The sequence below is a fragment of the Virgibacillus pantothenticus genome, from assembly GCF_018075365.1.
Classification (GTDB): domain Bacteria; phylum Bacillota; class Bacilli; order Bacillales; family Amphibacillaceae; genus Virgibacillus; species Virgibacillus pantothenticus.
Map to the genome: position 1 here is coordinate 3,821,332 of NZ_CP073011.1, position 26,435 is coordinate 3,847,766.

The 26,435-nt window shown below is 33.2% G+C and carries 31 protein-coding genes and 1 pseudogene; 7 read left to right on the plus strand and 25 right to left on the minus strand.

Features of this window, described 5'->3' with window-relative positions; genetic code table 11:
• Window positions 1–90: 90 nt before the first annotated feature.
• Entirely contained in the window at window positions 91–438 is a 348-nt protein-coding gene (locus KBP50_RS17700) for a hypothetical protein (RefSeq protein WP_050351735.1), read from the plus strand.
• A gap of 169 nt (window positions 439–607) precedes the next feature.
• A pseudogene (locus KBP50_RS22810) lies at window positions 608–808 on the plus strand (formyltransferase family protein); the annotation flags it as partial.
• Window positions 809–834: 26 nt separating this feature from the next.
• Here the strand turns inward: KBP50_RS22810 and KBP50_RS17710 are convergent.
• Genes KBP50_RS17710 through KBP50_RS17720 form a run of 3 tightly spaced genes read right to left on the minus strand, consistent with a single transcriptional unit; the run spans window position 835 to window position 3,847 of the window.
• Window positions 835–1,992 (minus strand): MFS transporter, encoded by a 1,158-nt coding sequence (locus tag KBP50_RS17710; protein ID WP_050351736.1) that lies wholly within the window; start codon window positions 1,990–1,992, stop codon window positions 835–837.
• Window positions 1,985–3,253: an ATP-grasp domain-containing protein gene (locus KBP50_RS17715; RefSeq protein WP_050351737.1), complete on the minus strand. Its 1,269-nt coding sequence runs from the start codon at window positions 3,251–3,253 to the stop codon at window positions 1,985–1,987. The genes KBP50_RS17710 and KBP50_RS17715 overlap by 8 nt, the downstream gene beginning before the upstream one ends.
• A gap of 27 nt (window positions 3,254–3,280) precedes the next feature.
• The gene (locus KBP50_RS17720) at window positions 3,281–3,847 is read right to left on the minus strand and encodes a bifunctional transcriptional activator/DNA repair enzyme AdaA (protein ID WP_050351738.1); all 567 of its coding nucleotides are present in this window, start codon (window positions 3,845–3,847) and stop codon (window positions 3,281–3,283) included.
• Between the two features lie 453 nt (window positions 3,848–4,300).
• Between KBP50_RS17720 and KBP50_RS22685 the strand changes: the two genes are divergently transcribed.
• Window positions 4,301–4,495, plus strand: coding sequence for a hypothetical protein (locus KBP50_RS22685; protein WP_050351739.1), 195 nt, complete (start codon window positions 4,301–4,303; stop codon window positions 4,493–4,495).
• A 40-nt stretch (window positions 4,496–4,535) separates the two neighbouring features.
• Window positions 4,536–4,883 carry a Y-family DNA polymerase gene (locus tag KBP50_RS22690; protein ID WP_309245863.1) on the plus strand — a complete coding sequence of 116 codons (348 nt, stop codon included), beginning with the start codon at window positions 4,536–4,538 and terminating at the stop codon, window positions 4,881–4,883.
• A 116-nt stretch (window positions 4,884–4,999) separates the two neighbouring features.
• Here the strand turns inward: KBP50_RS22690 and KBP50_RS17730 are convergent, their stop codons facing one another.
• The 20 genes from KBP50_RS17730 to KBP50_RS17825 all read right to left on the minus strand — a co-directional run bounded on the left by KBP50_RS17730 (window position 5,000) and on the right by KBP50_RS17825 (window position 21,293).
• A complete protein-coding gene (locus KBP50_RS17730) occupies window positions 5,000–5,275 on the minus strand; it encodes a ThiF family adenylyltransferase (protein ID WP_050351741.1) in 276 nt (91 codons plus the stop codon).
• A 655-nt stretch (window positions 5,276–5,930) separates the two neighbouring features.
• Window positions 5,931–6,137: an IS3 family transposase gene (locus KBP50_RS22815; protein WP_082240921.1), complete on the minus strand. Its 207-nt coding sequence runs from the start codon at window positions 6,135–6,137 to the stop codon at window positions 5,931–5,933.
• Between the two features lie 218 nt (window positions 6,138–6,355).
• Complete coding sequence (locus KBP50_RS22820) at window positions 6,356–6,481, minus strand: helix-turn-helix domain-containing protein (protein ID WP_082240922.1); 126 nt, start codon at window positions 6,479–6,481, stop codon at window positions 6,356–6,358.
• 196 nt (window positions 6,482–6,677) lie between these two features.
• On the minus strand, window positions 6,678–6,923 hold the full coding sequence (locus tag KBP50_RS17745; RefSeq protein WP_236691402.1) for a DNA cytosine methyltransferase: 246 nt from the start codon (window positions 6,921–6,923) through the stop codon (window positions 6,678–6,680).
• Window positions 6,924–7,273: 350 nt separating this feature from the next.
• Complete coding sequence (locus tag KBP50_RS17750) at window positions 7,274–7,816, minus strand: hypothetical protein (protein WP_050351743.1); 543 nt, start codon at window positions 7,814–7,816, stop codon at window positions 7,274–7,276.
• 75 nt (window positions 7,817–7,891) lie between these two features.
• Window positions 7,892–8,089 carry a hypothetical protein gene (locus KBP50_RS17755; RefSeq protein WP_050351744.1) on the minus strand — a complete coding sequence of 66 codons (198 nt, stop codon included), beginning with the start codon at window positions 8,087–8,089 and terminating at the stop codon, window positions 7,892–7,894.
• Window positions 8,090–8,379: 290 nt separating this feature from the next.
• Window positions 8,380–9,072: an ATP-binding cassette domain-containing protein gene (locus KBP50_RS17760; RefSeq protein WP_210967602.1), complete on the minus strand. Its 693-nt coding sequence runs from the start codon at window positions 9,070–9,072 to the stop codon at window positions 8,380–8,382.
• 29 nt (window positions 9,073–9,101) lie between these two features.
• Entirely contained in the window at window positions 9,102–9,905 is an 804-nt protein-coding gene (locus tag KBP50_RS17765) for a hypothetical protein (protein ID WP_050351746.1), read from the minus strand.
• Window positions 9,889–10,440, minus strand: coding sequence for an RNA polymerase sigma factor (locus KBP50_RS17770; protein WP_050351747.1), 552 nt, complete (start codon window positions 10,438–10,440; stop codon window positions 9,889–9,891). Before KBP50_RS17770 ends, KBP50_RS17765 begins: the two co-directional genes overlap by 17 nt.
• Window positions 10,430–11,122 (minus strand): hypothetical protein, encoded by a 693-nt coding sequence (locus KBP50_RS17775; RefSeq protein ID WP_050351748.1) that lies wholly within the window; start codon window positions 11,120–11,122, stop codon window positions 10,430–10,432. Before KBP50_RS17775 ends, KBP50_RS17770 begins: the two co-directional genes overlap by 11 nt.
• Window positions 11,119–13,236 (minus strand): ABC transporter permease, encoded by a 2,118-nt coding sequence (locus tag KBP50_RS17780; protein WP_050351749.1) that lies wholly within the window; start codon window positions 13,234–13,236, stop codon window positions 11,119–11,121. Before KBP50_RS17780 ends, KBP50_RS17775 begins: the two co-directional genes overlap by 4 nt.
• Window positions 13,233–14,105, minus strand: a complete 873-nt coding sequence (locus tag KBP50_RS17785) for an ABC transporter ATP-binding protein (RefSeq protein ID WP_050351750.1) — start codon at window positions 14,103–14,105, stop codon at window positions 13,233–13,235. The genes KBP50_RS17780 and KBP50_RS17785 overlap by 4 nt, the downstream gene beginning before the upstream one ends.
• A gap of 903 nt (window positions 14,106–15,008) precedes the next feature.
• Complete coding sequence (locus tag KBP50_RS17790; RefSeq protein ID WP_050351752.1) at window positions 15,009–15,467, minus strand: hypothetical protein; 459 nt, start codon at window positions 15,465–15,467, stop codon at window positions 15,009–15,011.
• 75 nt (window positions 15,468–15,542) lie between these two features.
• The gene (locus tag KBP50_RS17795; protein WP_050351753.1) at window positions 15,543–16,151 is read right to left on the minus strand and encodes a hypothetical protein; all 609 of its coding nucleotides are present in this window, start codon (window positions 16,149–16,151) and stop codon (window positions 15,543–15,545) included.
• A complete protein-coding gene (locus KBP50_RS17800; RefSeq protein ID WP_050351754.1) occupies window positions 16,148–17,020 on the minus strand; it encodes an ABC transporter ATP-binding protein in 873 nt (290 codons plus the stop codon). Before KBP50_RS17800 ends, KBP50_RS17795 begins: the two co-directional genes overlap by 4 nt.
• Window positions 17,020–17,760: a hypothetical protein gene (locus KBP50_RS17805; RefSeq protein ID WP_050351755.1), complete on the minus strand. Its 741-nt coding sequence runs from the start codon at window positions 17,758–17,760 to the stop codon at window positions 17,020–17,022. The genes KBP50_RS17800 and KBP50_RS17805 overlap by 1 nt, the downstream gene beginning before the upstream one ends.
• Window positions 17,753–18,307: an RNA polymerase sigma factor gene (locus KBP50_RS17810; protein WP_210967603.1), complete on the minus strand. Its 555-nt coding sequence runs from the start codon at window positions 18,305–18,307 to the stop codon at window positions 17,753–17,755. The genes KBP50_RS17805 and KBP50_RS17810 overlap by 8 nt, the downstream gene beginning before the upstream one ends.
• A gap of 958 nt (window positions 18,308–19,265) precedes the next feature.
• On the minus strand, window positions 19,266–19,667 hold the full coding sequence (gene arsC, locus KBP50_RS17815; RefSeq protein WP_050351757.1) for an arsenate reductase (thioredoxin): 402 nt from the start codon (window positions 19,665–19,667) through the stop codon (window positions 19,266–19,268).
• 19 nt (window positions 19,668–19,686) lie between these two features.
• The gene (gene arsB, locus KBP50_RS17820; protein WP_050351758.1) at window positions 19,687–20,976 is read right to left on the minus strand and encodes an arsenite efflux transporter membrane subunit ArsB; all 1,290 of its coding nucleotides are present in this window, start codon (window positions 20,974–20,976) and stop codon (window positions 19,687–19,689) included.
• Window positions 20,973–21,293, minus strand: a complete 321-nt coding sequence (locus KBP50_RS17825) for an ArsR/SmtB family transcription factor (RefSeq protein ID WP_050351759.1) — start codon at window positions 21,291–21,293, stop codon at window positions 20,973–20,975. Before KBP50_RS17825 ends, arsB begins: the two co-directional genes overlap by 4 nt.
• 652 nt (window positions 21,294–21,945) lie before the next feature.
• Here KBP50_RS17825 and KBP50_RS17830 point away from each other — a divergent pair.
• Window positions 21,946–22,602 carry a CPBP family intramembrane glutamic endopeptidase gene (locus KBP50_RS17830; RefSeq protein ID WP_157858467.1) on the plus strand — a complete coding sequence of 219 codons (657 nt, stop codon included), beginning with the start codon at window positions 21,946–21,948 and terminating at the stop codon, window positions 22,600–22,602.
• Window positions 22,603–23,241: 639 nt separating this feature from the next.
• Here the strand turns inward: KBP50_RS17830 and KBP50_RS17835 are convergent.
• A complete protein-coding gene (locus KBP50_RS17835) occupies window positions 23,242–23,586 on the minus strand; it encodes a hypothetical protein (RefSeq protein ID WP_050351761.1) in 345 nt (114 codons plus the stop codon).
• A 28-nt stretch (window positions 23,587–23,614) separates the two neighbouring features.
• Window positions 23,615–24,169, minus strand: coding sequence for a hypothetical protein (locus tag KBP50_RS17840; protein ID WP_050351762.1), 555 nt, complete (start codon window positions 24,167–24,169; stop codon window positions 23,615–23,617).
• Between the two features lie 574 nt (window positions 24,170–24,743).
• Between KBP50_RS17840 and KBP50_RS17845 the strand changes: the two genes are divergently transcribed.
• Both KBP50_RS17845 and KBP50_RS17850 read left to right on the plus strand, forming a co-directional pair.
• Window positions 24,744–25,382, plus strand: a complete 639-nt coding sequence (locus tag KBP50_RS17845) for a pentapeptide repeat-containing protein (RefSeq protein WP_050351763.1) — start codon at window positions 24,744–24,746, stop codon at window positions 25,380–25,382.
• 217 nt (window positions 25,383–25,599) lie between these two features.
• Window positions 25,600–26,232, plus strand: coding sequence for a CatA-like O-acetyltransferase (locus KBP50_RS17850; RefSeq protein ID WP_076362023.1), 633 nt, complete (start codon window positions 25,600–25,602; stop codon window positions 26,230–26,232).
• Window positions 26,233–26,435 lie beyond the last annotated feature (203 nt).

The following is a 26,435-nucleotide window of genomic DNA, read 5'->3' on the forward strand; positions in this document are numbered from 1 at the left end:
TTTTGTTGTTTATTCTACATATTCTGAAAAACACGCAGAATTTTCTGTGGTTTCAAATTAATATGGTTAAATAAATGAGGGGGATGGATTATGAATGTTAACAATTATAGATTAAAATTATATGGTCGTTTTAAATACTCAATGCTCATAAAATTAGTCAATATAATCAAGCAACCTTTTATTACTATAGTCTCTTTAAATGAACACCAAATAAAAACAGAGAATCTAATATTTTTAAGAATAGAACTACAAATTAGTTCTGGTATAGAAGAACTTAACTCACTCTTATCAGCTATAAAAGGACAAGTATCCTATAGAAAGTTACTAAAAAAATATGGCGGTTTTTGTATCCAAACACGATCACTGTTTAAAAGGAGTTATCGAAATGGAGTAAAGGGGAACTTAAAGGGGAACTATTATGTAACATTCCGATTGTAATTAGTGATTATGGAATATGTAGAATCATATGGGATACCTTTTATCAATTAAAATTAACAGCTAATAATAAACAAAACGATCACATTGCATTTAAACTTTTAAAAGAAAAAAACATAGATTTTGTAGTCTTAGCAAGGGTACATGCAAATATTATCGCCTTGGATCAACAGCGCATTATGTCACTGAAAAATTAGATGACGGACCTATATTAACACAAAAATCGATTCATATACCTGAAGGATTAACCCTGAATGAGTACCAAAAACATGGAAAAAGTATTGAATCAGAGACTCTGCTAGACGCAATAAAATACCACATCGATGACCGGGTTTTTGTATATGAAAATAAAACCATTATAATAAAACAATAAAAAAATGACCTAATGTGGTCATTTTTTTATTTCGCTAAGTTTGATTCCTGATATTGATTCTGCTCTTTTCTTTTCTGCTCAAACATTAAGCCTAATGTCAGAAACATACACATAATTATTGATAGAATAAAAGGTGCCGTCCAAGTATGTCTTATAGAAATCATGACAGATGCTAATACAATCCCTAATACCGGTAATGATAGAGCGTTAGCCCTCGATACTAATTTTGCTACATCTTGAGGGGTATAATTTCTTGCCAATACATACCTTATCATGATTCTTAATCCACCGAAACCGAATCCTAGTAATAAAATACCAATGGCGTTACCAACTATTGAATATCCACTGAACCACCATGTAGTAAATCCAGCTAAAATAGATGTAAATGATAGTACCGTTCTTATTCGTAGGTCATTCACTTTTAGTGTGGAGAAAACAATACCGATTAGTGCCATACCAATACTAATACATGCATCTAATATTCCAACATTTAACATATTACCGTTATTAATTGTCACATATACTGGTAACATAAAGTTAATGCTTCCCAGGGTTGGCCATACCAGAACTAATGAAAAAAATAAATATAAGTTTATTTTTTTAGTATCACCCTCAATATTAGTAACCTTATTCCCATTGTTTGGTACCTTTTGGAAATATGACATAACTGAGACTGAGAAGAATGTTAAAGCCATCAAGTAAAAAAATAATTCATAAGATAAATTATCAATTATAAATGGCGCAGCTAATGGCCCAGACATCAAGGCGACTTGATTAACGGTCATGGATATCGAACTATATTTAGAAACGGCTTTTTCTGAATAATTTTTTGACAAATCAACAAACCATGTCTCCCAAGTTGTTTCCATCATAAAAAAGAAAATCCATATTAGGAAATTGATAATAATTAGTAGAGTATTTGATGTGTAAAAACTACTCAATAAAATACAACTAATTACTACACCAATTAATGATACTGATGTTAGAAACGGCCCTTGATATCTATTAAACAATTGTCTAAATAATACCGGAACAAATATTGCTGGAATAAATGAAAAAAGAACAGCTATAGCTAATGATATAAAGTTGCTATTGTCCCCGATAGCTAAATTCCAGTTAATTGCTAAGATTATTGCGCCGCAAAAGAATCTATATATACCGGATAACAAAATATATTTAATCATGATATTTTACAACTTCCTTGACCGTAAATATTTCTGATGATAAATATTCTGATATAAGTAAAGGTTTAGTTGGTTTGTAGTCAAAAGTTTGATCCCAAAATAATTCGATAACACCTTCTCTATCTTTCCAGCATTTGGCTTCTTCTGAATAATTACCAATTTGTGCATGGATCCATAACGACTCTACTTCTTCAGGAAGGTTAATTGGTTGCTTAATATTACTAATAACTCCTGGTTCTGCTTTTAAGAAAGCTATTGCTGCTGTCCCATTTGGTTCTAGAGATGTTGAAAAAAATTCAAAAGGGTTAATATTCAAATAAGACGCAGCATGTAATTTGTAAGGATTAATATCAAACACTCTTTCTATTAAGTCCATTATTCCATCCCCAGCTGGTCTAGCCCCTACTTCAATAATCCATGGTTTATTATTTTGTATTTTTACTTCTACGTGCGCTAACCCCATTGTAATTCCTAATGAACCGCAAGCTTTACAAGCAATTTCTTTTAAATTTTCATCCTCTGTCCTATGGCTTGGTACTAAGTGTCCTATTTCGGCAAATCTGGGCTCGGGTGTTAGATATTTTTCAGTGACAGCTAATACTTTATATTCCCCGTCATAACAAACAACTTCTATTGAAATCTCTTCTTCACTTTTAATGTACTTCTCAAATATAAAACTACTACCATCTATCCCAAAGTCATTTGCGTATTTACTTACTACTTTCTTCGACTTCTTTAAACACTCAATTGCTTCTGAGATATTGTTAGCAAGATATACACCACCACTACCCCCAAAATCAAAAGGCTTAATTATTGCTGGATAACCTACCTCTTCAGATGCTAGGAGTAACTCTTTTTCGTTATTTATTAATCTGAACGGGGCTGTCGGAAGACCGTTTTCTAAAAATGCATTTTTCATTATATCTTTATTTCTAGATAATTCTATTACTTTTTCAGGCATGTTAGTAAGACCTAATTTCTTGTTTAGCTTATGTGCTACTTTAAGCGTCCAATCGTTTAAAGGTATTATTGCTTTAGGTGACCATCCTTTTAATTTTTGTCTTTCAATCGCTTCTAATAAACTTATTTCATCTTGTGGATCAGCTTCCAAGTTATAATCAAAATATCTATTTTTTTTGTATTTTGCTTCTACTGAAGCGGTCCAAATGGGATATTGAGTTAATTCCCTTATGCCTGCTAAAGCTCTTTCTCTTAAATATTGATCAGCACCTAAAAGTAAAACATAATTTTTATATACCATTGATTATTCGCTCCTTTTTCTGTGATATTAGGTTTTGAATTTTTTCCGGTAATTATTTGGAGTTAAATTGTAATGTTTCTTAAAAACTGTACTGAAATAAGAGTTATTTGGAAACCCTACGGAAGAAGATATAAATTGTATTGATTGATCAGTTTCTTGTAATTTTTTTGCAGCATTATTTACCCTAATTCGTTGGAGATAATTCAAAGGGCTTTCCCCTTTTATTTTATTAAAAGTTCTTTGTAGATGAAAAGGACTCGAATGGAAAGTATCCGCCAATATATTTAAAGAAATATTTTCATGATAATTTCTTTCTATCCATTCACATATCAATTCAATCCATTGTTCATTCGGTAATAAAATATTATCTGGTTTGCACCTTTTACATGGCCTGAATCCAATTTGTAAAGCAGCTTGTGCATTTTCGAATATAAATACATTGTCTTTATTAGGGACCCTAGATTTACATGAAGGTCTACAGAAAATCTTGGTTGTTTTAACCCCGTAGTAAAATTGATTATCGAAGCTACTATCGTTATTTGAAATTGCAGTCCAATATTCGGGAGGGATATTTTGGATTGGGTAGTTATCCATAGCTTTTTCTACACCTCCTTAGTCATATTATAAGATAATTCTAAAACTATTTTATATTTTTTTGATGAGAAAGCAAGATTTCAAAAGAATTTTTGTCCTTAGTATAGTGCAATTCGCCACTTCTAACACATTTAACTGTTATTAATATTTAATTTTTTTTCCGATACAAAACATAAAGCAGACTATTTTTATACATATCAAAATCAGCAAAAAATGAGAAAAAGAATTATTAGGAGTAGAAAATGTCTTCTCTATTGACCTAAATATACAGCATGCTCCCGCACCAATCTTTATAGAAAAAATATAAATCTTGGACAGTATAACAGCGTTCTTTAAAAGGAATAGGGAAAATAATAGACTTTATACTGTTATTTATTGCCATTGATAAATTACATGTTCTTGTATATAACAAGAACAAATGTTCCAAAACCGAAAAATGTGAGGTGAATCAAAGTGGATTATTCGAATTATCCACGTAATGATGTACTCTGTATCGATCAACGTTCTTTTTATGCCAGCATCGAGGCGGTAAAATTGGGCAAAGACCCTATGAAAGTAATGCTTGCTGTTGTTGGTGACATGAGTAACCCGGGGAGTATTGTACTAGCTGCATTTCCTGCTCTTAAAAAAACGGTATGGCATCAGTAACGTAAGTCGTTATTACGAACTGCCAAACGATCCTGATATTATTGTTGTTCCTGCCCATATGGAGGATTATTTAAAGGTACCGGTTAAAATAACAAAACTATTACAGAACTATGCTCCATTTGAGGCTATACACGTTTACAGTGTGGACGAAAGTTGGGTTACGATTGACGGGTTAAAAAGGCTTTACGGCGGTCCCTGGGAGATTGCTCGAAAGATACAGCGAGACATATTAAATCAGTTTGGGGTCACCTCCTCTATTGGAATTGGTGTAATAAATTTCTTGCAAAAGTCGTTATGGACGGGAAAAAGCAAGGAATCGCTGAATGCAGATACGAGGATGTACCAGAGAAATTGTGGCCATCCCCGGGGCAAGATATTTGGGGGATAGGTACCGTATGATGAAAAACTTACACCGCATGAGAAATCGGTTTAACCCTGTTTTTAGCGACTTCACCAAACATAAACAAAAGGGGGCTTCGGGCATGGAATAGCACTCTTGCGTGATTATTCCAAAGAAGATGTGACTACTTGTATTCTTGATTTATGCAAAGAAGCATGTAGTAGGGCACGTAAGGCAGGAATACGAGGGTATTTTTTATTCATCTCATTCTTCATTACCTCTACCCTTGATAATCCTTCATCTGCTATTCCAAAAAATAATTGTCTGTTCAAATTAGATTTTTCCACCTTATCTTTATCCACTAGTATAAACGATTGGAAGCCGATCATAATCAAAGATTGTAACACCCATGTTCCCAAGCCACCAAGACCCACAATCATTATGGTAGCGTTTTCATTTTTTTATATGACATCTCCCGATTTTCTATCTCATAGCCTTCCATTAATCCAATATGTCTATAAATCCTCTCATACATTTCATTATCCAAGCTTGAATGTTTAATAAGAAATTCGTCAGGTTTTACGTGGAGTGTCGGGCATGATATCATTTTCTATGTGTGAGCCAATATCCTTTTCATATTAGCTGCTTGGCTCATAAATCATGCCCGCCGAGGCTCCATGTCAAACCGACTTAAAATGATATAATTGATTGTTTCTTAACGCTTCTGATTTTATAGGTTCATTCAATTTAAATTTTTCTAAATTATTCATGTTTATATTTTTATCAAATTTGAATTTTTTTTGAAACGATCAAATACATAGAGACAATCATCAGCTGGAAGTAATACAGTACCTGGTCTTACTTCAAACATAAACATCGCCTCCATACTTACTTGCCTTTTCTTTCAAAATCAATCCATATTTTGTGAATCGCTCTTTATGCAAGGATAAAACTTCTATACCTTTTTTCGCCAAATGACAGACAGTTTCAAATCTCTCTTCCTCACTATTGGTGTTGTACCAATATCTACTAGATAACAATATACAAAAAGTGAACTGCCCCCTGTCAAGTAGACAGTGGAAATAATAAAAAAGATTAAGCGGCTTTAGCTCTATATTCCATAGGGCTAAGGCCGTTTAATCTTTTTTGATACCTTTCATAATTATAAAAATGGATGTACTCATTTATTGCATTAGTAAGTTCCTCAAATGTTTTATATGTATGTAAATAATACTTCTCACATTTCAGTGTCCCAAAAAAAGACTCCATTGGTCCATTATCAATACACCGACCCCCACTCATGACATGCTTTTCATTTCTGCGGCATCTATGTTACGTTTGAACCCTTTAGAGGTGTATTGAAATCCACGGTCACTATGGATAATAGGTGTTCTCCATTCAATAGTGCTGTGGCTTGGCCAAGTGTCTCGAATACAACATGATTTAAAATATTGTCTGCCACATGTTGAGAGGTAGAGCGTTTATATTACTTCTTTTTGACACGAATGACGGAGTTGTAATCAAGCCACTTTCATCAACCGATAGGTTCTTTTATGATTGAGTTTCTCCTCAAACTTCTTATTCATGTGAAGGGTCATTTGACGATAACCAAATATACCATCTACTTTTTCATGGAGAGTTTCCATCTCTGATGATTTCTTTATTCAGTATTTCTCTGGATGAAGCTCTTGAATAGCAATGTACTTATCCTCAAACCGGATTTGGCTTATTTTCGCCTCCTTTCGATCTCCTCTAACTTTTTTAAAAATAAATTCTCTGCGCGTAAACGTTCGTTCTCCTTTGCGATACGATGCATTTCTAACTTCATTTTTTCTTCGGAAGTTAACTCAATGTAATAATATGAACAGGTGGTATCTCTCCACCATCTATTTTTGTAATATCTCCAAGATGAAGCATAGTTGGAAAATGACGTTTTGTAATAGAAACAGGTGCTTTCTCTATTTCGCTTGCCCATGTAGGTATAATTCCATAACGGGGAGCAGCGAGAGGAAATACCCCGATTCCATCAAATAAACTTCCTATTTTTAATCCTGTATCATGTTTTTCTTCCGTATTTTTCCACTTCACACTCAGAACACTTAAAAACGCCATTTGTCGGTAAACTACCGTTTAAAAGACGTTTTAGTATGATTATAGATATGTTTAATCTCTTTTGACTGGCAAACTTTTTATTGTTAACTTGTTTGCAACATTGTGCGTTTATGCAATAAAATTGTAGAACAAGAAATATAAAAAACTGAAATGATTTCTCACTTCAGCTTTGGTAATTATTCATATATAAGGTGTTATAAAATTAATCATCTATTAATAAAATTTGATTTTTATCATAAATATTCCCTTTAACATTATGATAATAAAAAGTAATAGACTCATTTTTTCTGTTGTTGGGTGGAATAAAAGACGTCTTTTTTTGAAATTTACATTGTGCATACAACAATTCGCTTGTTTATGTGATTCTCTAATCTTTCAATTATATCCTGATTTTCCACGTAGTAACCTATTGATACCTTATTTATTTTATCTTCAAGTGAAAAGTTTTGAGGTAATAGATTTAAAAAAAAGCCCTCGTTAATAGGTTTAATTTCTTTAATATAACCATCCACACAAATTGAGTGATCATGTTTTCGCTTAAGATAATTTAACATCTTTCTATAAGCTTCATCTTTAGCTGAATCAAAGTAAAAATTCCCCCAACGTACATTGATTTTATCACCAGTATTAGATGAAATTTCAAGAGTTAATTTATTTTGTATTTCTGTATTATCATCTAATTCAGAACGTAATTTCATAATACTTTTAATCGTAGATAAGTAAGCGATCTTTTTTCCAGCCGGGATATAATTTGAATTTCTTCTTTTTTTATTATTTATAGCATCTTTTTGATAAGAACTACTTTGAAAAGTTGGATTATTATCAAAAAGTAAAATTCTAACTTTGTATGTTTCATCCTCTATCGTCATTATTTCATTATCCGCATGTTTAGCATAAATATTTTTTAGACTACCATCAACTGAATTTATACAGCCTTCATCATGTCAAATACGTGGCTTTAATCTGAAATAATGACCAACAATAATCCTTTTATCGCCTAAATCTCTTGAGTGTTTCTTAACATAACTTAAAGAGGCCTCACAATATCTACATTGTAAATCTCCTGGCATTTTCTCTTGGCTGTAATCATTAATGGAGATAATATTTCCGTTCAATTTAGCTACTTTCATCTTTTTCCCCATAGTACCTAAACCTCCCAGTTTTGTTCATTGTATCACTGTATACTAAAATTTTGTAATTTTTCTATATACAGTTTAAAGGAAGACGAAGGGTAGTTTTATTATCTCCAAAGCGATTTCTACATTTGAACTATAACCACTCAATTCTTTAATTAACTCATTTTCACTTAAAAACGCCATCTGACGGAGGATGCCGTTCAAATGGCGTTTGAGTAGTCTTAAATATATTTATCACTACGTATTCAACTTCATTTGCTTAAGGAATTTGGAATGGAATGGTTTCAAATTAGAGCTTAGTCGATTCCTGTTTTCCGTAATTCCTTTTTTATAGTATCAAGTACTCTCAGATCTCCAAAATAGGTAACTTTTCCTTCGTTTAAATAAAGTAATGTATCTTCACTAGATTGCTGAAGCTCATCAATCAAATGAGTACTAATGATTACAATACTATGATAAGCTAGTCGCTGGAGTATAGATTGAAAATAACTCCGTTCCTTCATATCTAATCCCTCAAACGGCTCGTCCAATATACAAATTCGCGGAAGATTTATTAGCGCTTGGATTAAACCAACTTTTTGCCGTTGTCCCCCTGATAGATGCTTTATCTTCCTCCGCTTTAATTGAGTTAATTCGCTCTCCTTCAACCAGTGTGCCACCGTCTTTTTTATAAATTCTCGAGGCACTCCCTTATGATAGGCGATATATTTTACATACCTTCCCACCGTCATATCAAGATGACCTGTAAAATGTTGTGGAAGAAAACCAATGATTTTCCTAATTTCTTCAATATCTAAATTCTTTCTATACGTCCCAATCTGCTTGTCTCGAACTAAGAACGAATAGTTGATTTTCCCATATTCTGGTTGCAGTGCAGTAGCGAGCAGCTTTAAAAGTGTCGTTTTTCCCGCCCCATTATTTCCAACTACATACGTTATTCCTTTTGAAAATGAGCACGAAATACCATTTAAAATCTTCGTATTATCCATTGTATATGCTACATTGCTTACCGTTATCCTCATTTCGTATTCACCGAAAAACGTCTTTTCAATAACACACTGCTTAATAAAAGGATAGAAACTCCAAAAATTATCATATGGATGACTAGAAAGTAATCATCGCCTGGAGTTTGAAACAAAAGCTTTTTCTTCATGAACACTTGACTGAACCATATAAACAATGTTAAAGCTAAACCTAATTTTTGTCCTAACCATAATATTGTCACAAAACCGATTACACCAAAAAAGAAAACAGGTATAACGGAGCTAACTAAATACAATGTCGTACTTTCTTTTCCTATAACAATAAAACTTAACGGCAGGGTCAGAGCGACTTGAAAACCCATTACAATGATAAAACGGGTGAATATTTGTTGAATAATTGGGTAATAGCTTAACATTTCAATAATCTCATTTCCTTCGTTTTTAGGGCGAAACGAATAGCCAATAACTGCAATAACAAGAAGTGTTATCCACTTCATCCAACTTAAAAAGCCAGCTCCAGCAGCACCATAATTTTCACTAATGGTAAAAGTGATAACAATCATGAGTAATCCTGTCATTAGCCAACTAACCGTACCATAAAAATTCCATTGTGATAAAAACATATTGACTATTTTGGATCTAGTCGAAAGATTATCTTGCGTCGTTTCTAGCTCTTTACGTAAATCAACTGGACTTTGCTCCTGTTCCATACTTTTGATTTTTTCGATTAAATCGAGTGTCTTTTCCCTTGATGGCTCAGGGGCGGTAAATCGATCAAAATGAGCCTTCCACTCGCTTTCTAATTTGGTTAATTCTTGATTTTTACTTATTTTCCTCAACCCCTTTCCGTTCATCTTCAGCTAATATGTTACCAAGCTGTTTTAACCCACGTGCAATTCGAGTTTTTACAGTGTTGATCGAAATATCCAACGCCAAAGCTATTTCCGTGTATTTCAAGTCCTGATAAAAACGTAAATATAATACCGTTCGATAATCCATAGATAATTTGTTTAGTGATTCTACCATCCATTGCCGCTCCAGCTGATGATCAATAATTTGGTAAACTTGCTCCTTTGCTTTCAAATCTTTATCTGTTACATATTCAAGCCGCGAGACTGGTTTTCGCCAATAATCCTTACAAGTATTCGTCGCGATTTTATACATCCACGGTTTAAATTGATCGGGAATGAATCCCTTTTGACCTTGTTGATAGATTTTTAGAAATGTTTCTTGTACAATATCTTCGGCTAATTTTTCATCGTTCAATAATCGATATACATATCCAAACAGAGGTTTATGATATCGGAAAACTAGAATATCGAACGCTGAATCTATTCCAAGTGATAATTGCCGCATATATTCTTCATCTTGCATTCCCATCCCTCCGCTTCATTTTTAATATCGCTCCTACCATACATACTACTCCTAGTCCGATATAAAACAATCGATTATAGAGCAGCCAGCGATTTTCCGCTAAGAAAATTCCAGTTTCTCCGCTCACGAAACGTTCCACACTTCCATAAACCAGTAAAATGGCATTTAATTCCCGCAATAACGATCCGCCAAATAAGGTCATCATCCAAAAAAGGACTCCTGCTATGATTCCTCCAAGTGAATGCTTACCAATCATCAGTCCTAAAATGGCGAAACAACCTAGAGCCAAGTACACAGGAATGGTAAAAACGAAGCCCTGCCACAGAAACTTTCCATATATACATACTAAAGGAATGATAACGATACTCATTAACCCGCAAAAAATAATTACGGAAAATAACGCCCGCTCCAATAGAAATTTCCATTTAACAACAGGGTACGTTATAAGCTGATGATAAAATTTAGAATCTAAATCAATTGAAAAACACCATTGAATGATAAAAACGTACCATATTGACGCCGTTTTTTCATAAATAAGGCTAGAAAGATCTCCTACCTCATATATCCCAGAGTTGTAAACAATCATTGCAATGATTGGGATGAGTAAAATGGAAATATAAAAATACAAAGAAGTAAACCATAGCTTTAAAAAGAGCCGAAACCGAACCAAGCACCCTTTCATTGTTTCGATTTCCCTTCGTATTGTTTTAAAGCCGCTTCCAAATCAAATTCCTGCTTGTGGTCTAGCCCTGCCCAATAGTTAAAAAGATACTGTAGGACAGCTTTAAATGGTTCTGTTCCTTTTTCCGCGTAGTCTTGTAATAACTTTACTCTTGTAAGTATTTCACCCTCATCTGACACATTGGTTTTATACCATTCCAAAAAACCATCTTGTTCGTGGAGATTATCGAGCAATATCCACACCAACGCATCGTAAAAAACAGAAAAATCTCGGGTGCCATCGAAAGGATTTTCCCGAGTCAACTCATTTAGGAGTTCATGGGCAATTTCTACATCATCCACATACTCATTTCTCATTACAAAAAAATCATGATTTACGCCATCACGTGTAAGATAATAATAGTTATCACTCAATATATAGATAACCGAGGGGCTCATTTGAACTTCTAACCAATCCTCAATAAAGCTCCAAGATTGTTGATAGCGTCCAATCACTTCTTTCATACCGTTAACAGATTCAGGATGAGCAACAACGCGAATTTCACCAACCTTGTCTTCCTTGAATTTTCCACCTATTAAAGAAAGACCGTATTGAGAATTCCCTTGAAACGTTCCTTTACTAATTTCTGGTATCGTCAATGCAAGCGGAAGTTTTTGATCTTGCTTCATGTTCACGGTAAATTCTGTAGGGAAATCCTCCACAAGCCGAGCGTTTCTTAATTCAAATCCTGCATATAAGTTATCATGCTCCCGAGCGATAACTAGATTACGTTTTCCAATTAAAGGATACCATCCTGCTTCTTTCGGAAGATACACGCGATCATTCTTTATAAACGCTTGTTCCACATAGCCATCCTCGCGATATTGCAATACATTTCCTTCATATTGAAGACTGAGGTGCAATGTATCATTGGGCTTCATTGGTTGTTCTAAATGAAGTTTAATAAAATCTCCACTCCGTGAACAAGAAACGGTCCTTTCGCTCGTGCATTCCTTTATGTTTAAGCCGTGATACAAAGTTAAAAAAACTTCATCTATTGACTCGTTCCCGTTATGTTTTATTTTTAAGTTACTTTGAACGTTTATATAATCCTCCGCTTGCAATTCCACACTTATATTTGTTTTTTCCATTGAAAATTCATATGGCTGATCGTCTTTATGCTCTTCATAAAAGGAATTCATCCATTCGTTATAGTCGCCCTCTCCATCAAACGACTCAGCATATTTCTTCCCCGTTGCAATGTATTGATGAAGCGCCTGATCATATTGCATGAACCGCGCGCCACTTAACACAGCCGTTGGAATAAGAAAGATCGTAATGAGAATAGGGATCAGCTTTTTTTCTTTATGACTCCTGCGCTTACGCTGAAAAAATAACAGAGCTAATCCAATAACCACAACGCTCAATAAAATGATAGCACTTTGGTGCAACATGGCATTTTTAAACAGATGATAAATCCCCCATATCCCATCATAAGGAGTTTCAACGAACATAAAATCAAAAGGAGTCAATAAATGAAACTTTGGATTATCCCAACTTTCAGCAGTTCCAGCATAGTCAAAGGGCAGAAATAAGCTTAGCACTAAAATAGCTGGAATAGCCAAATACGCAAGCATTGACTTAATGAGGTGTGCAAATAAAAAACCGATAGAAATGAGAAGAAAAAATGCCCCTTCCATTTGCATGAATACGTAAAATATATTTTTAAACCAATCTCCTATCGGCGTGGGTGTTACTATAAACCATAATGCTTGCACGACGACTGTTATCATCGTAATACAAATTCCATATAATTGGGTAATCAGCCATTTCCCTACAATCCATTCCCCGTTTTTCACTTCGTACGTTACGACTAATTGTTCAAAATAACTATCCCGATCTTTGCTCGCCATATAAACGGCAAAGAGCCCAATGATGAACAAATTGAGTAACAGTAACCAGATGAAGCTTTGGTAAAATACGGCAGCACGTTCTTCATAATGGATTGGCTGGATTTCATAAGCGATGATGACATACCCCCAATACAATATATTTGCTAATACTGGGACAGCTAAGAATTTATTTCGAAGTAAAAGCAGCCATTCATTTTGAAAAACGGATTTCATTACGCTCATGACATCACCCTGCTTATAACTGCCATATAGCCATCCTCGACCGTTGGTTGTACAGGTCTTACATTACCTTGTGGTTGTTCTTTGGAAATAATTCGAAAAACAGCCTGATCTTTTTCCTTACGGCTAGAAATAATGACATATTCTTTTTCAATTTTGTCATATTGAGAAAAGGGAACCGATAACTCCCATGCTACATTTTTCGCTTTATCAGCTAATAATTCAGTGAATCCTTGAAAAAGAACCTCACCGCGATGAATGACCGCAACATTTTTACAACTAGATTCAATATCATTTATGATATGAGTTGATAAAATAATCGAATGATCTTTACTCAACCTTTCCATTACATTTCGAAAACGAATCCTTTCTGAAGGGTCAAGTCCTGCAGTCGGTTCATCAAGAATGATGAATTTCGGGTTTCCGATAAGCGCCTGCGCAACCCCAAGCCGCCGCTTCATTCCTCCCGAGTAGCCCTTTATCTTTTTATTAGCTTGTTCAATAAGGTTCACGTCTTCGAGAGTCTTTTCTACCTGGTTTTTTCTTTCCTGTAGATTCGACACACCTTTTAAGGATGCTACATAATGTAGGAACTCCCTACCCGTAAATTGGCTTGGCACGTTAAAATGCTGCGGCAAATACCCGAGCAGTTGTCGTACCTTATCCCCTTCACTGACTAAATCATGACCATATATAGATACCTTCCCTTCTTGAAAAGGAAGAATCGTACTCAAAATCTTCATTAGTGTTGATTTCCCTGCTCCATTCGGGCCAAGGAGCCCAAACAATCCCGTTTCAATTTGTAAATTAATATTTTTTAATGCTTGAAATGAACGATATGATTTTTGTAATCCTTCGATTTTAATGGACAATCTGTTTCCCCTCCAAAAATACCTTTCTCATTCTTACACGTAGAGAAGAATAAAATTGTTTCACGATAGAAATTTTTTCAAGGATTCCGTTGTTAATTGGAAAATACTTGTTTTTATCGAGGGCTCAAAGTGAGATTTTCACGCAATGAAGTGTTCATCTCACAACGTATGTGCAGGAGTTAACATAGGGACTGTTCTCCTTAACTATGGGTAGAAGAACTATTGAACTAATATTTAAATAGACCGAATCTTCAATCATCAGCCTTTTCATACATCCCCAACTACTTGTTAGTAGCCCAAGGGTATGACCTAAACGCCTCTTACGAAATAGGGCATTTAGGTGTTGTTGTCTCTCTACTTAGACTTTTTGCAGTATGGTTCTCCAATTCTTGAAATGGGAGTCTTACGGCAACTTATATGCGGGATAAAGATTATTGGTAATGCCACAGAGCAAGGTAGGTTAATTTACCACTTCATAACCTTCAACCTTCTTTTTTAAAATGATAAAATATAGTAGCAGTTTTTTGGAAAAAATCACTGTAAAATACAAAAACCAGTTAATCATCAGCATGCTAAGTATTTTAAACACCCTATTAGATACTGTTTGTTTGTAAATTAGTAACGAAGTAATTGGATAAAATTTCAAAAAAATCAGCATGTATTTACTGCAATTGTCAAATGTATAAAAAATCATTCCTTCTAAGCCCTCTCTGCAATTTTGTGGCAATTTTCAATGAATAGAAGGCCATATCCTAAAGTAAGCTTAACTTATTTCTTTTGAACACCTGTGAAGACAATCCAAATACACTTATTCCATCTAGCAATACATTGACTATTTTAATTCTAAGTATTGCTTCAGGTTAATTAAGAATACTTTAATATTTCATATTCTACTCTAAAGGTTCATGAGACTTGGTACCGTTTCATTCGTAAATAAACGGTGCCATCTAAAACAACTTTAATAATGAGTAGGATAATCATGGTAGACACCATATTTTGTATAAAGGAGCTAAGAATATACTCTTGTTTTGAACTCATAAAAGTTAAAAAATCCTCAATCTGATAGTTGTTTATTGGAAACAAGTTTAATAGCTTATATACGATGCCCCTTTTAAATAGTTGAACGAATGCTTTTGGCAAAAGGAATAGCCCTAATGATATGGCTAAAGCACTGAACGGTGAATTCGCTATAGATGAAACATATATGGTAACACCTACGATCGCCAGCAAACTTATAAAATGCAAAGCTAAAGCTAAAAAGAACACTTGGACATGATTCATTTCAACTGGAAAGCTAAATAGCTTTAATGAGAAATTTGTTTGAATGCTCGTGTCCCAACCGCTAAAACCGCTATTATACATATAAAATGCTCCCAGTGATATAACTTGAATGAAGAGAAATACAAAAATGGAAATCAGCGTTGCTGCGATGATTTTTCAGATAGTTAATTTATTTCTGCCAAACTTTGTAGACAATAATAACTGGTTCATATTTCTTGACGTATCGCTGGAGAAAACAAGCGAACATACTAAAATGACAAGAATGCTCGTTAGGATAAATAAATGGCCTGTCACTTTAAAAAAGTCCGTCCATGTAACATATCCGCCAATTTTCAACGGCTTTTGAAATTGGGTAAACCCGACTTCTTCTATCGTTTTAAGTTTAATTTGATCAATGGTTATTTTTTCATTCAGTTCCATCGCATTATTCATTTTGTCAAAGACACTTTTGTCCTTTTGAAAAAAAGTCTCTGCAATTTCCCAAGAGAACAAATCAAAAGTTCTGTTATCCTCATCCGTACTTTGGTATCTATCCATGTAATTTGCAAGAATTTCTCTTACTTTTTGATCGGAAAATTCTCCAGTGCTTTCCTTAACAACCTGATGATAACGTTCCATTCCTTCCCCATTTATTCCCTGTAGTTGTGAATAATGAAAACCAACAAGCAATATACCTGCTAACACAAATAATGATACGACCATTGCTCCAATAAACGTTTTGTTTTTTCGTATTTTTTCTATTTCATACTTCACCATTGTTGTCATTTTCTAGCATCCTCTCTGAAATAGTATAAATATAAATCTTCCAATGTCGGTTGAACTTGTTGTGCAGTATGAGTTGGTTTTTCTTTTGAAATAATTCTTAATACCGTCCCTTTGTCTTCATGTTTTTGATTGCTAATGATATGTTTTGCTAGCATCTCATCAAGTTGATTTGTTTCAACCATCGTCTCCCAGACATAGCCATTAATCGTATTTACTAATTCAGAGGAAGCACCCCTGTTTTCAAGCTTTCCTTGATTCAAAACAAGTATTTCATCGGCAATATACTCCACATCTGAAACGATATGAGTGGAAAGGATAACTATTTTATTTTCAGAAAAAGAACTAATTAAATTCCGAAAACGAACTCGTTCTTTGGGATCTAAACCAACTGTCGGCTCATCCAAAATCAATACTTCTGGATCATTAATCATTGCTTGGGCGATTCCTAACCGTTGTTTCATTCCTCCAGAGTATTTTTTGATTTTTTTATGCTTTACATCTTCTAAGCCAACTAGCTTTAAAAGTTCGAGACATCTATTTTTTGCAAACTTTTTATTGATCCCTTTAAGAGCAGCGATATATAACATGAACTTCATCGCTGTAAAGTCTGGATAATAACTGAAATCTTGTGGTAAAAAGCCTAAAACTGAACGAAAAGCATCTGGATTGGTGCGTACATCTCCATGATTATAGTTGATGGTGCCCGCAGTTTGTTTCGTCAAGCCGCAAATAATTCTAAATAACGTTGTTTTCCCTGATCCGTTTGAACCTAAAAGACCATAAACACCTGGTTCTAAACGAAAGGAAATATTGCGAAGAACAGTAGTCTCGTCATAGTTTTTTGTAATATTATCAAGCTCTAATAGCATTAGCAAAGCGCCTCCCATTTCTTAACTTTAAGCATATTCATAACAATAATCCCTAAAAATAGGATGGATAAAATATATCCTGCTACCCAATGCATTGTTGTAAGCTCATAAATATGGAATACATTAGCTAAAATCATGACACACATCAGAACGATCCCTGAACCCATCCAAAAAATAACAGAAGAGAGCGTATTTCTCCACATCGTAAACAGAGAAAACAGGACAATACAAGTAATATTAAAAGGAACGAGTAAATATAGGATGATTTTCCAAAAAGAAATAGCCATCACGCCATGGCAAATAAAGGCTAAAATAATAATTAATAATAAATCGGTTAATCCAAAAATAAGTAATTTTATGATCGTATGTTGCCGCAAATCATATTTTAAAGTTTGCTCTAATTCCCACATTCCAGATGTAAAACTGCGAAATAATTCATCGATAAAGAAAATAGCAGAAAAAATGACTGCAATTGTTAAGCTTTGAATGATGAATATGGGTAACTCATCGTTTATCACTCTCGTAATTAAGAAAGCGGTCAAGACAAGAATAGAGAATTGAATCAGCCAAGTGTGGATTCTGGTAAATCGGATAGACGATAGGAAAAAGTCAAGCAGTGAATGTTTGTAAAGCTGATGCTTCAACATTTTTTGCTTTCCTAAATGAATAAGCTCTTGTTTCTTGAAGTCATCCATTTTAATTTCATAGGCTTTCATTTTTTTAACTGTTTCATTATCCATTCATAAACTCCTCTCTATTCAACAATTTACTTAGTTTTTCTAAGCCTTGATGAATCCTTGATTGAGATGTAGCAACGCTTGTCCCTGTAATTTTGGCAATATCTTTAACCTTTAAATCATGGTAGTATTTCAAAATTAAAGCTTCTCTTTGCATATCTGGAAGCGTATTTAGCGCAACCTGGATTTGATTCATATTTTCTTGCGTAATTAAATTAGTCACAATCGCCTCAGAGCCAACATTTTCAGCTTTCTCATCTAGTTCAGACTGGTTGAATTTCTTTTTGTTGTAGTAGTTGTTACAGACATTCACAGTAATGGTAAATAAGTAATTAAAGAACTTCCCACTAAATTTGTATTTATCGATGTTTTCAATGATCCTTAGAAAGATATCCTGCGTTAAGTCTGCCGCTAAAACCCGATCTCCCAAACATCTTCTAACACAATAAGAGTAGATTTGATGATAGTATTTATTTACTAATCTCTCCCAAGCCTCTGTATTGCCCGATTTTATTTTTCGAATTAAGATGTGGTCTTCGATTGTACTCACCTGTTTCATAACAAAAATGCTCTTCACTATAGATTAACAAAGTACTTCTAAAAATCATTTAACTTTATTGATATATTTTTGATGTTAGTATAAATTTATTCATGGACCAATGTAGTTTCTTTTGAAATGTTTGACTAGAATAGATATGAAGGGCTATTACAAAAGTGGACACAAAAATACAGCAAAAATAATGAAATCTTCAAAAGAATAGTTGTAGTTCTTTACCTTTAGGTAATTCTACAAAGCGAACATGACGTATTTAAAGAGTTTATGCGTGGATGCAAGAGGTTTCTCTTGCCAAAAGGTAACGTACTCTCTTTCCCTTCCTTTTATTTGCTGATCCATTTTTAAAATCATCATTCAGCTTCATAATTTTAACCCAAAAAAAAGCCTTCTTTCACCACTGATAATTGTGATAAAAGAATGCTTATTTTATAATTATAATAGTTATAGGTTAATAGTCGTTCCCTCTACCATCCAATTAACAAAACCTTGATATTACTGTATTAACCAAATGCCTACTGTTTTGTATTACTCCCACTCAATACTACCATATGTGTAACGTTGATATGAAAGGTTTTTAGGAAATATCTAAAACAATAAAAATATGCAAATTGATATTAAGTGTGCCACAGATTTTAAAGCTGAAATGACCTATCATTTCGGTTTTTATAGTCAATCTTCATGAATCAAAACTTGAAAGGGTACTTTAATGATAAATAAATGAGATATAATTTATTTTTAAAAATTCTTGTAGGAACAGATGGTAAAAACGGTATACTTGATATTTTTCCTAGACGCACAGCATAGCATTTTTCCAGAGATCTTCTCGAAAATTATGCTTAACTTTTTGTTTGTAAGTTTGCATGATGCGAACCGTAAGTAAGAATGCGTACACAGCCCTTTCTCACAATTATACTTTACAAAAAGCCATCAAAATTAATAAGGGCTTTTGGATTTACTTTCCTGTGTTTTTAAACTCTTGAATTCTTTTTCCTATTTCATCTCTCACTCTTTGAAATTCCGACCATTCTTTACCGGCAGGATCATCAAATCCCCAATGTTCTTTGGTTACATTAGAAGGTAATATCGGACAATTATTATCAGCGTCACTACATAACGTTACAACTAGAGATGATTGCTTTATAATCTCTGGATTTATAACATCGGAAGTTTGATTAGAGATATCAATATTCACTTCTTTCATAGCTGCAATGGCATTGGGATTAACACCATGCGCATCTATACCCGCAGAATAAACGTCCCATTCTGTCCCTAAAATTTTTTTAGCCCATCCTTCCGCCATTTGACTTCTGCAAGAGTTGCCAGTACAAATAAAATAAATAATCTTGTTTGCCATATAAACGCACCTCATTCCTTTAAAATATTAATAATGTTAGATACAATCCTATCAGTGTAATGAATAACACAGGAATAGTTATCACAATACCTGTTTTAAAATAAGTCCCCCAAGAAATTTTCATCCCTTTTTGAGATAAGACATGTAGCCATAAAAGCGTAGCAAGGGAACCAATAGGTGTAATCTTTGGACCCAAGTCAGATCCGATAACATTGGCATATACTAAACCTTCTTTTAATAAACCAGTAACATTTGTCTGATCAATAGCGATAGCGTCAATTAATACTGTTGGCATGTTATTCATAACGGAAGATAAGAAAGCTGAAATAAACCCCATCCCCATAATACCTGTAAATAATCCGTTATCACTCAATGAAGTCAGCATACTTGCTAAAATTGTTGTAATACCGACATTTTTCAGCCCAAATACAACGAGATACATACCAATGGAGAAAATGACAATATTCCAAGGTGCACCTAATATGACTTGACGAGTATTTACCGCTTTTGATTTTCTAGCTAATAGTAAAAATACAATAGCAATAATACCTGCAATGATGGACACAGGGATAGCCAAAAATTCACTTGCTAAGTAACCTACAAATAATATTCCCAAAACAAACCATGAATATTTAAAGAGCCTTATATCTTTTATTGCTTCTACTGGAGCTTGCAGTTCTTTATCATCGAAATGCTTCGGTATAGATTTTCTAAAGTATAACCATAAAACTAAAATGCTTGCTACAAGTGAAAATAGGTTAGGTATAATCATCCGGCTAAAATATTCTAAAAATCCAATAGTAAAGTAATCTGCTGATACAATATTAACCAGATTACTAACAATAAGAGGAAGGGACGTCGTATCTGCAATAAAACCACTTGCAATCACAAATGGAAAGATTATTTTTTCTTCAAAATTTAAGTTTCTAACCATGGCTAGAACGATAGGTGTTAGAATCAACGCCGCACCGTCATTAGCAAAAAATGCCGCAACAATAGCACCTAATAAAGAAATATAAACAAACATTTTTACGCCATTTCCTTTTGAAGCTAAAACCATGTGTCTTGCTGACCATTCAAAAAATCCAATTTCATCTAAAATCAATGAAATCATAATTATAGCAACAAAGGTGAGGGTTGCATTCCATACAATACTTGTCACGTCTATTACATCAGAAAACGAAACAACACCTGTAATGATGGCAAGAATAGCGCCTAGTATAGCTGTTACACCTATATCTAGTCCTTTAGGCTGCCAAATTACAAATGTTAACGTTAATAAAAATATCAGAACGGCTAATACTGTCATGATTCACACTCACCTTTTTGTATATTTTCGCATATACACGGTTTATGGTTAGAACCTAACAAAGAAAGTTGCGCTGTAATATCAGCGATAACATCATGATTAAGTCTATACATTGTCTTTGTACCATCCCTGCGAGAAATAACAAGTTGGTTTTGCACTAAGGATTTCATATGATGGCTTAAAGTTGGCTGTGAGAATTGAAAATGCTCTAATAAATCACATGCACATAATTCACCACAAGATAATATGTCTATTATTTCTAATCGACTAGGATCAGCTAAAGTCTTTAATATGCTAGATAATTCTTTATATGTCATAAAATCCTCCTGTTTAAAAATTTTCATGTACATAGATTATCATCTATATAGATATATGTCTATATTTATATTTGTTTACGAACTTGGTAATGAATTTGGAGTGCGTCATTAATTTTGCGTAAACAAAATTTCAACCTTTCCTCTTTTCAAAAATATAAACATCATTTTTTAAAAGAGAAGAATTTTTATTATGAATTTAACTGGCTTGAATATGAACTGAGACACTCCATAGTTTTTATAAAAGTACAGCTTGTTTTAACCGAAGATACTTGTTGCAAGGTTTTTTAACAAGTGTCTTACTTATTCATCCTATTAATCAACTTTTATTGATCAATATATGATGAGAAAGATGATATATAATATCGATAAAGGGATAGTGTTATTGAAGAATGTATTTGGCATTTTTTGTATGGAATGGCAATTAAGGTGATACACTGGTCTGTATTTTTATTCATACATCACGAGCTTGACACGGGGCCTCTGTGATTATGAAATAAGGCAATGTGGCAAGCTCACGACTTGCCTGATACGGAAGCCTAGCATGACCACCTCTCCATGTAAAGCTGTAGTTATGCATTATATGATGTATACTCTTAATTGCCAAAAGCTGCATTTATTAAATGTCATAAACAAAGAAGAAAAGGGGGAGTTTTTGATAGATTTAAAAGTAAATAAAAATTATATTTGGGTATATTTCATACTATTTTATGCCATATGGAGTATCAGAGAATTATGGTTCGTTCCATATTTAGAATTGATGGATTCTGTTCCGAGAGCCTTAACATCAGCCATGATTAAAATAGTTATTTGGGTCATTCCAGTCATGTTATTAGTTAAAATCATGGAAAAAAGTGTTCCGTTTTCCTATCTAGGATTACGTCATAACTTTAAAAGAGGTTTAAAATGGGCAAGTTGGGTATCCGTAGTCTTCATATCCTATTTTGTAGTATTAAATTTCACTATTTTAAAAAATAATATTGACTTTCAAATTGGATTTAATGAATGGCTTAATACTATTCTATTAGTTGGGATAACTGAAGAAATTGTCTTTAGGGGTTTTTTATTAAGAAAGCTTATGGATTCTGTTAAATTCTGGACAGCAAATATAATTACAGCATTACTCTTTGCATCGATTCATTTCCCTATTTGGTTTTATAAGGGTCTTTCATTCCCTTATATGCTAAGTTCCACAATAACAGCTTTTGTGTTGGGGATTATATTTGGCTTAGTATATAAAAAAAGCAACTCTCTTTGGTCAGCAATAATTGTTCACTCTTTATATAATTTATTAGTATCACTCTTCTACTAACTGATTCGTTATTTCAATGAGTCAATGATTAACATAGAACTTCCAATTTTATGGAAGTTCTATTTCTTTGGCTAAAATCAACTTGGGTATTAACAGAAGCATAAAAATAATAAAAAGAAAGATCGAGGCTATTTTTTTAGTATTATCAGAAAGTAATCCATCAAAAATGTGAAGAAAACAAGATCAAAATAAAAAATGCATAAATTTGCTTAATTCAGTTATTCCTTAATAGTGTGTGAATGATAGTTGGAGAAAATATGAAAACAATGAAATCAGATTACTATACGGCAAATACCAAGAATGGAAAGCAACTAATTTTATGTTCCACTTTTGCGTACCTACTTTTATGATACAAAAATATAGCCTAACTAGCTTAAAGAAAGTATACCATTTATATAAAAAAACTTATGATTACATAAGAAATTGCAGAAATAAAATTAGACCATTTTAAAATCAATTAATCAAATCCAATTGCTAAATAAATATTAGCTAAAAATGTGAGAATATTTGTCTTCCAGACGGGTTCAAATCCTATCAGTTCCACTCTTAACCAAAAATAAAACACTCTTACCTATTCTAATTTCGGAATAAGAAGAGTGTTTTTAACAAAATTCTTTATTTATTGGTATTTTAACAAAACTAAGATTCATAGCTTTCTAAAATGGAAGTTATCTTATCCTCAAACATACCAGTATTTAAAAATGATTTTAGAATAAAAATTAAGTTATTTTTCTTGAAAGTAGGATTGATTTTTAAAGCTTTTTGCTCGAATGCAAAGTTATTACCACTATAACTCTCAATAAGTATCTTTAATTCCCTTAAATCCTTCTTAGATAAGTCAAACATAACTGTAGTTTCATAAATAGTTGTTTTTTCCATCTTATCTTCATTTATTATTCCAATAAGAGTTAAAAGGCTTCGATTATGAAATTTAACCTTTTCAATTTCATCGAGTATTTTTTGGTATTCATTACCTCCCGACATTTTTTCACCCCAGACATTTTTTCACTTCTTAGAGAAGAAAAGCATCTATAGCCCAAGCAATATTTCTAGCGTAAGGATTGGGAACGCCCCCGGCAAGTAACGCTTGATAAATTTCCCCATGTAACATTTCTCCAGCATGATCAATTGCATCTGCTATCTTACCAGAATTCTTCTTGATATATTTAGCTGTAGAATCAGATACAACATCTAAAACAGTACTTAAAGCTTTACCTCCATAGCTAAACGCATTTACTATAGCCCATTTTTTTAGACCATAAGTCTGTACTACAGGATTGATTCTATAAAAAGATTGATTAGTCACTGGATTAGTCACTACTGATACACTATAGCCTTCAGGTACTTCAACATCGCCTTCTTTGTAAGGTAGAGGTAAAGCAAAACCTTCTGAAATTTCTAGTAATTTTTTGTTTATAAATTCCTGATCATAAGAAACTTCTTTGTTAACGCTTGTAGTAACTTCTGTTTGCGTTGAATGCTCTTTTGTTGCAGCAAGTGCTGATGTACCAGCAAAATTTGCAACAAGAAGACTTGCACATAACCCTGAAACTAAAACTTTTTTCATGTAATCATCTCTTCTTAAAGTAATTATTTCAATTAAAGCGTAACATAACCAATTTTAACATACAACAAATAATCCCAATCTTTGATAGATTTAGTAAAAGGTTATTTTGCATTTAATTAATGAAATATATTTCGATCCATTCAAAATTTTAGCATAAATTTTCCCCTAAAATTAACAAATGTAAACACTATATAATTCCCTACCAAAAACACATACTTTTATTAAAAATTCCCTTTCAAACAATTTTGGTAGGGAACTATATCATTTTTTATGTTTTTTAACCATTTTAGTCTAGGATAAATGCTGTCAAATAGGCAAATTAAGTTAGCTTTTTATTACCACTTAGTACCATGTGAAAGATTAGAATTATTTATTCAACAAACGGGCCATTTCATTTAATAAGGGGATTTTCTTAGAACTCAAAACAATTTCAGTTAATATATCTCCTTTATGAATCCGATGTAGCAGAAAATGCATAAAAGTCAAGCCTTGTAAAAGAACGTTCGTTCCCTTATATTTGTATCTAAAGAATTTATAAATGAATTAAATTTATTTGAAAGTAGGTAGTTATACAGTGAAGATTGACATACCCAAAATCCCTGAAGATCTCACGCCAAGAAGATTTACAGATATTTTTTACGAAGAAGATCCGGAATTTGAAATGTGTATGGTTAACGATTCAGAATTTGCCGACGAAGCACTTGATCGAGTGCGATTATATAAAACAGTGATTAGGAATTGTAATTTCACAAATACGGATTTTAGCCGAATTGATCTTACCGATGTGCGCTTTGAGAATTGTGATTTATCCAATGCTAATTTGGGGAATGCCTCCATGAATCGAGTTGAGTTTCTTAATTGTAAGTTACTTGGCAGCAACTTAACAGAGTCTTATATCGGTAATACAAGATTTAGGGAAACCATTCTTAATATGGTTACGTTCGGTAACTCAAAACTGGAAAAGGTGATTTTTGATGATGCTGCGTTAGAACGCGCCGACCTTTTTGACTGTAAGCTTAAAAAAGTAGAATTTCTTTCATGCAATCTTAATGGCGCGAGCTTTGAAGAGACACCTTTAAAAGGAATTGATATAAGCTCATCTGATTTTGATTCTTTAACTGTATCAATGGAGGACTTAAAAGGATGTATAGTATCAACGTCTCAAGCAATACAATTTGCTTCGTTATTAGGTCTAAAAATTCGACAAAATTGATACCGTTTAATCCTCTTTAACTTTGTACTTTGATTTTAAGAGGCATAAAATGACGTATGAAGACTTTATTTATCAAAAAAGGCAAAATTAACTTTTGATAATATTTATGCAAAGTTTTATATATACTGTAGGCGGTAAGACAGCACTAAAATGCTGTCTTACTGACAATGTAGTGATATTATAATAATTGAATATATTCAATGAGAGGTTGAAGTAGATGACAACTTATCAAGTCATTGATTTAGAAAATTTTCCAAGAAGAAACTATTATGAGTATTTTATGGTGACAGACACAACGTTTGAAATGACAGTAAAGATTGATGTTACTCGAGCAGTTAAAAAATGCAAAGACGAATCTATAAGTTTTTATGCTTATTCCATTTTTAATTTGACTAAATCGGTTAACGCGATTCCGAATTTAAGATATGCCCACATAGATAATCAATTAGTAGAATGGCAAGAATTAGTGCCAACGTTTACGCACTTTAATCAAGAAACAGAGTTATTTTATAGTTTATGGTTGGAAGGATTAACAGATTATAAATCCGTTGACCGTGAGTACAAAAAGCTTATAAAAGAGTATGCAAACACAACAGATATCGCACCAATGGGAGATGTTCCACCCAACGTGGTAAATATTTCATCAATTCCTTGGATGCATTTTGAACATTTTTCATCTCAAGCAGCAGCTAACAAAAATAATTTAACACCAATGATTACCAGTGGAAAGTACGAAAAAGTTGGTTCAAAGTTACTAATGCCAGTGAATATTAAGGTTCATCACGCAACAGTAGATGGCTATCATGTGACGTTATTTTTTGAAACACTGCAACGTGAAATGAATCGTTAACTTTTAGGAGAATAGGAAGGAAAACAATCGCGCAAATAAACTGATTCAGGGATTTAATTATATCGTGATGATGAAACAAGGAAGAGGAATTGATTAAAAATTTGTTTGGGAATGCGGGCATCAACCCAAGCATACAACATAATTTCCATTGTGACTTAGATTATAACATTCATGTTGTTTGCCGCGACTTCCTTCAGATTCTT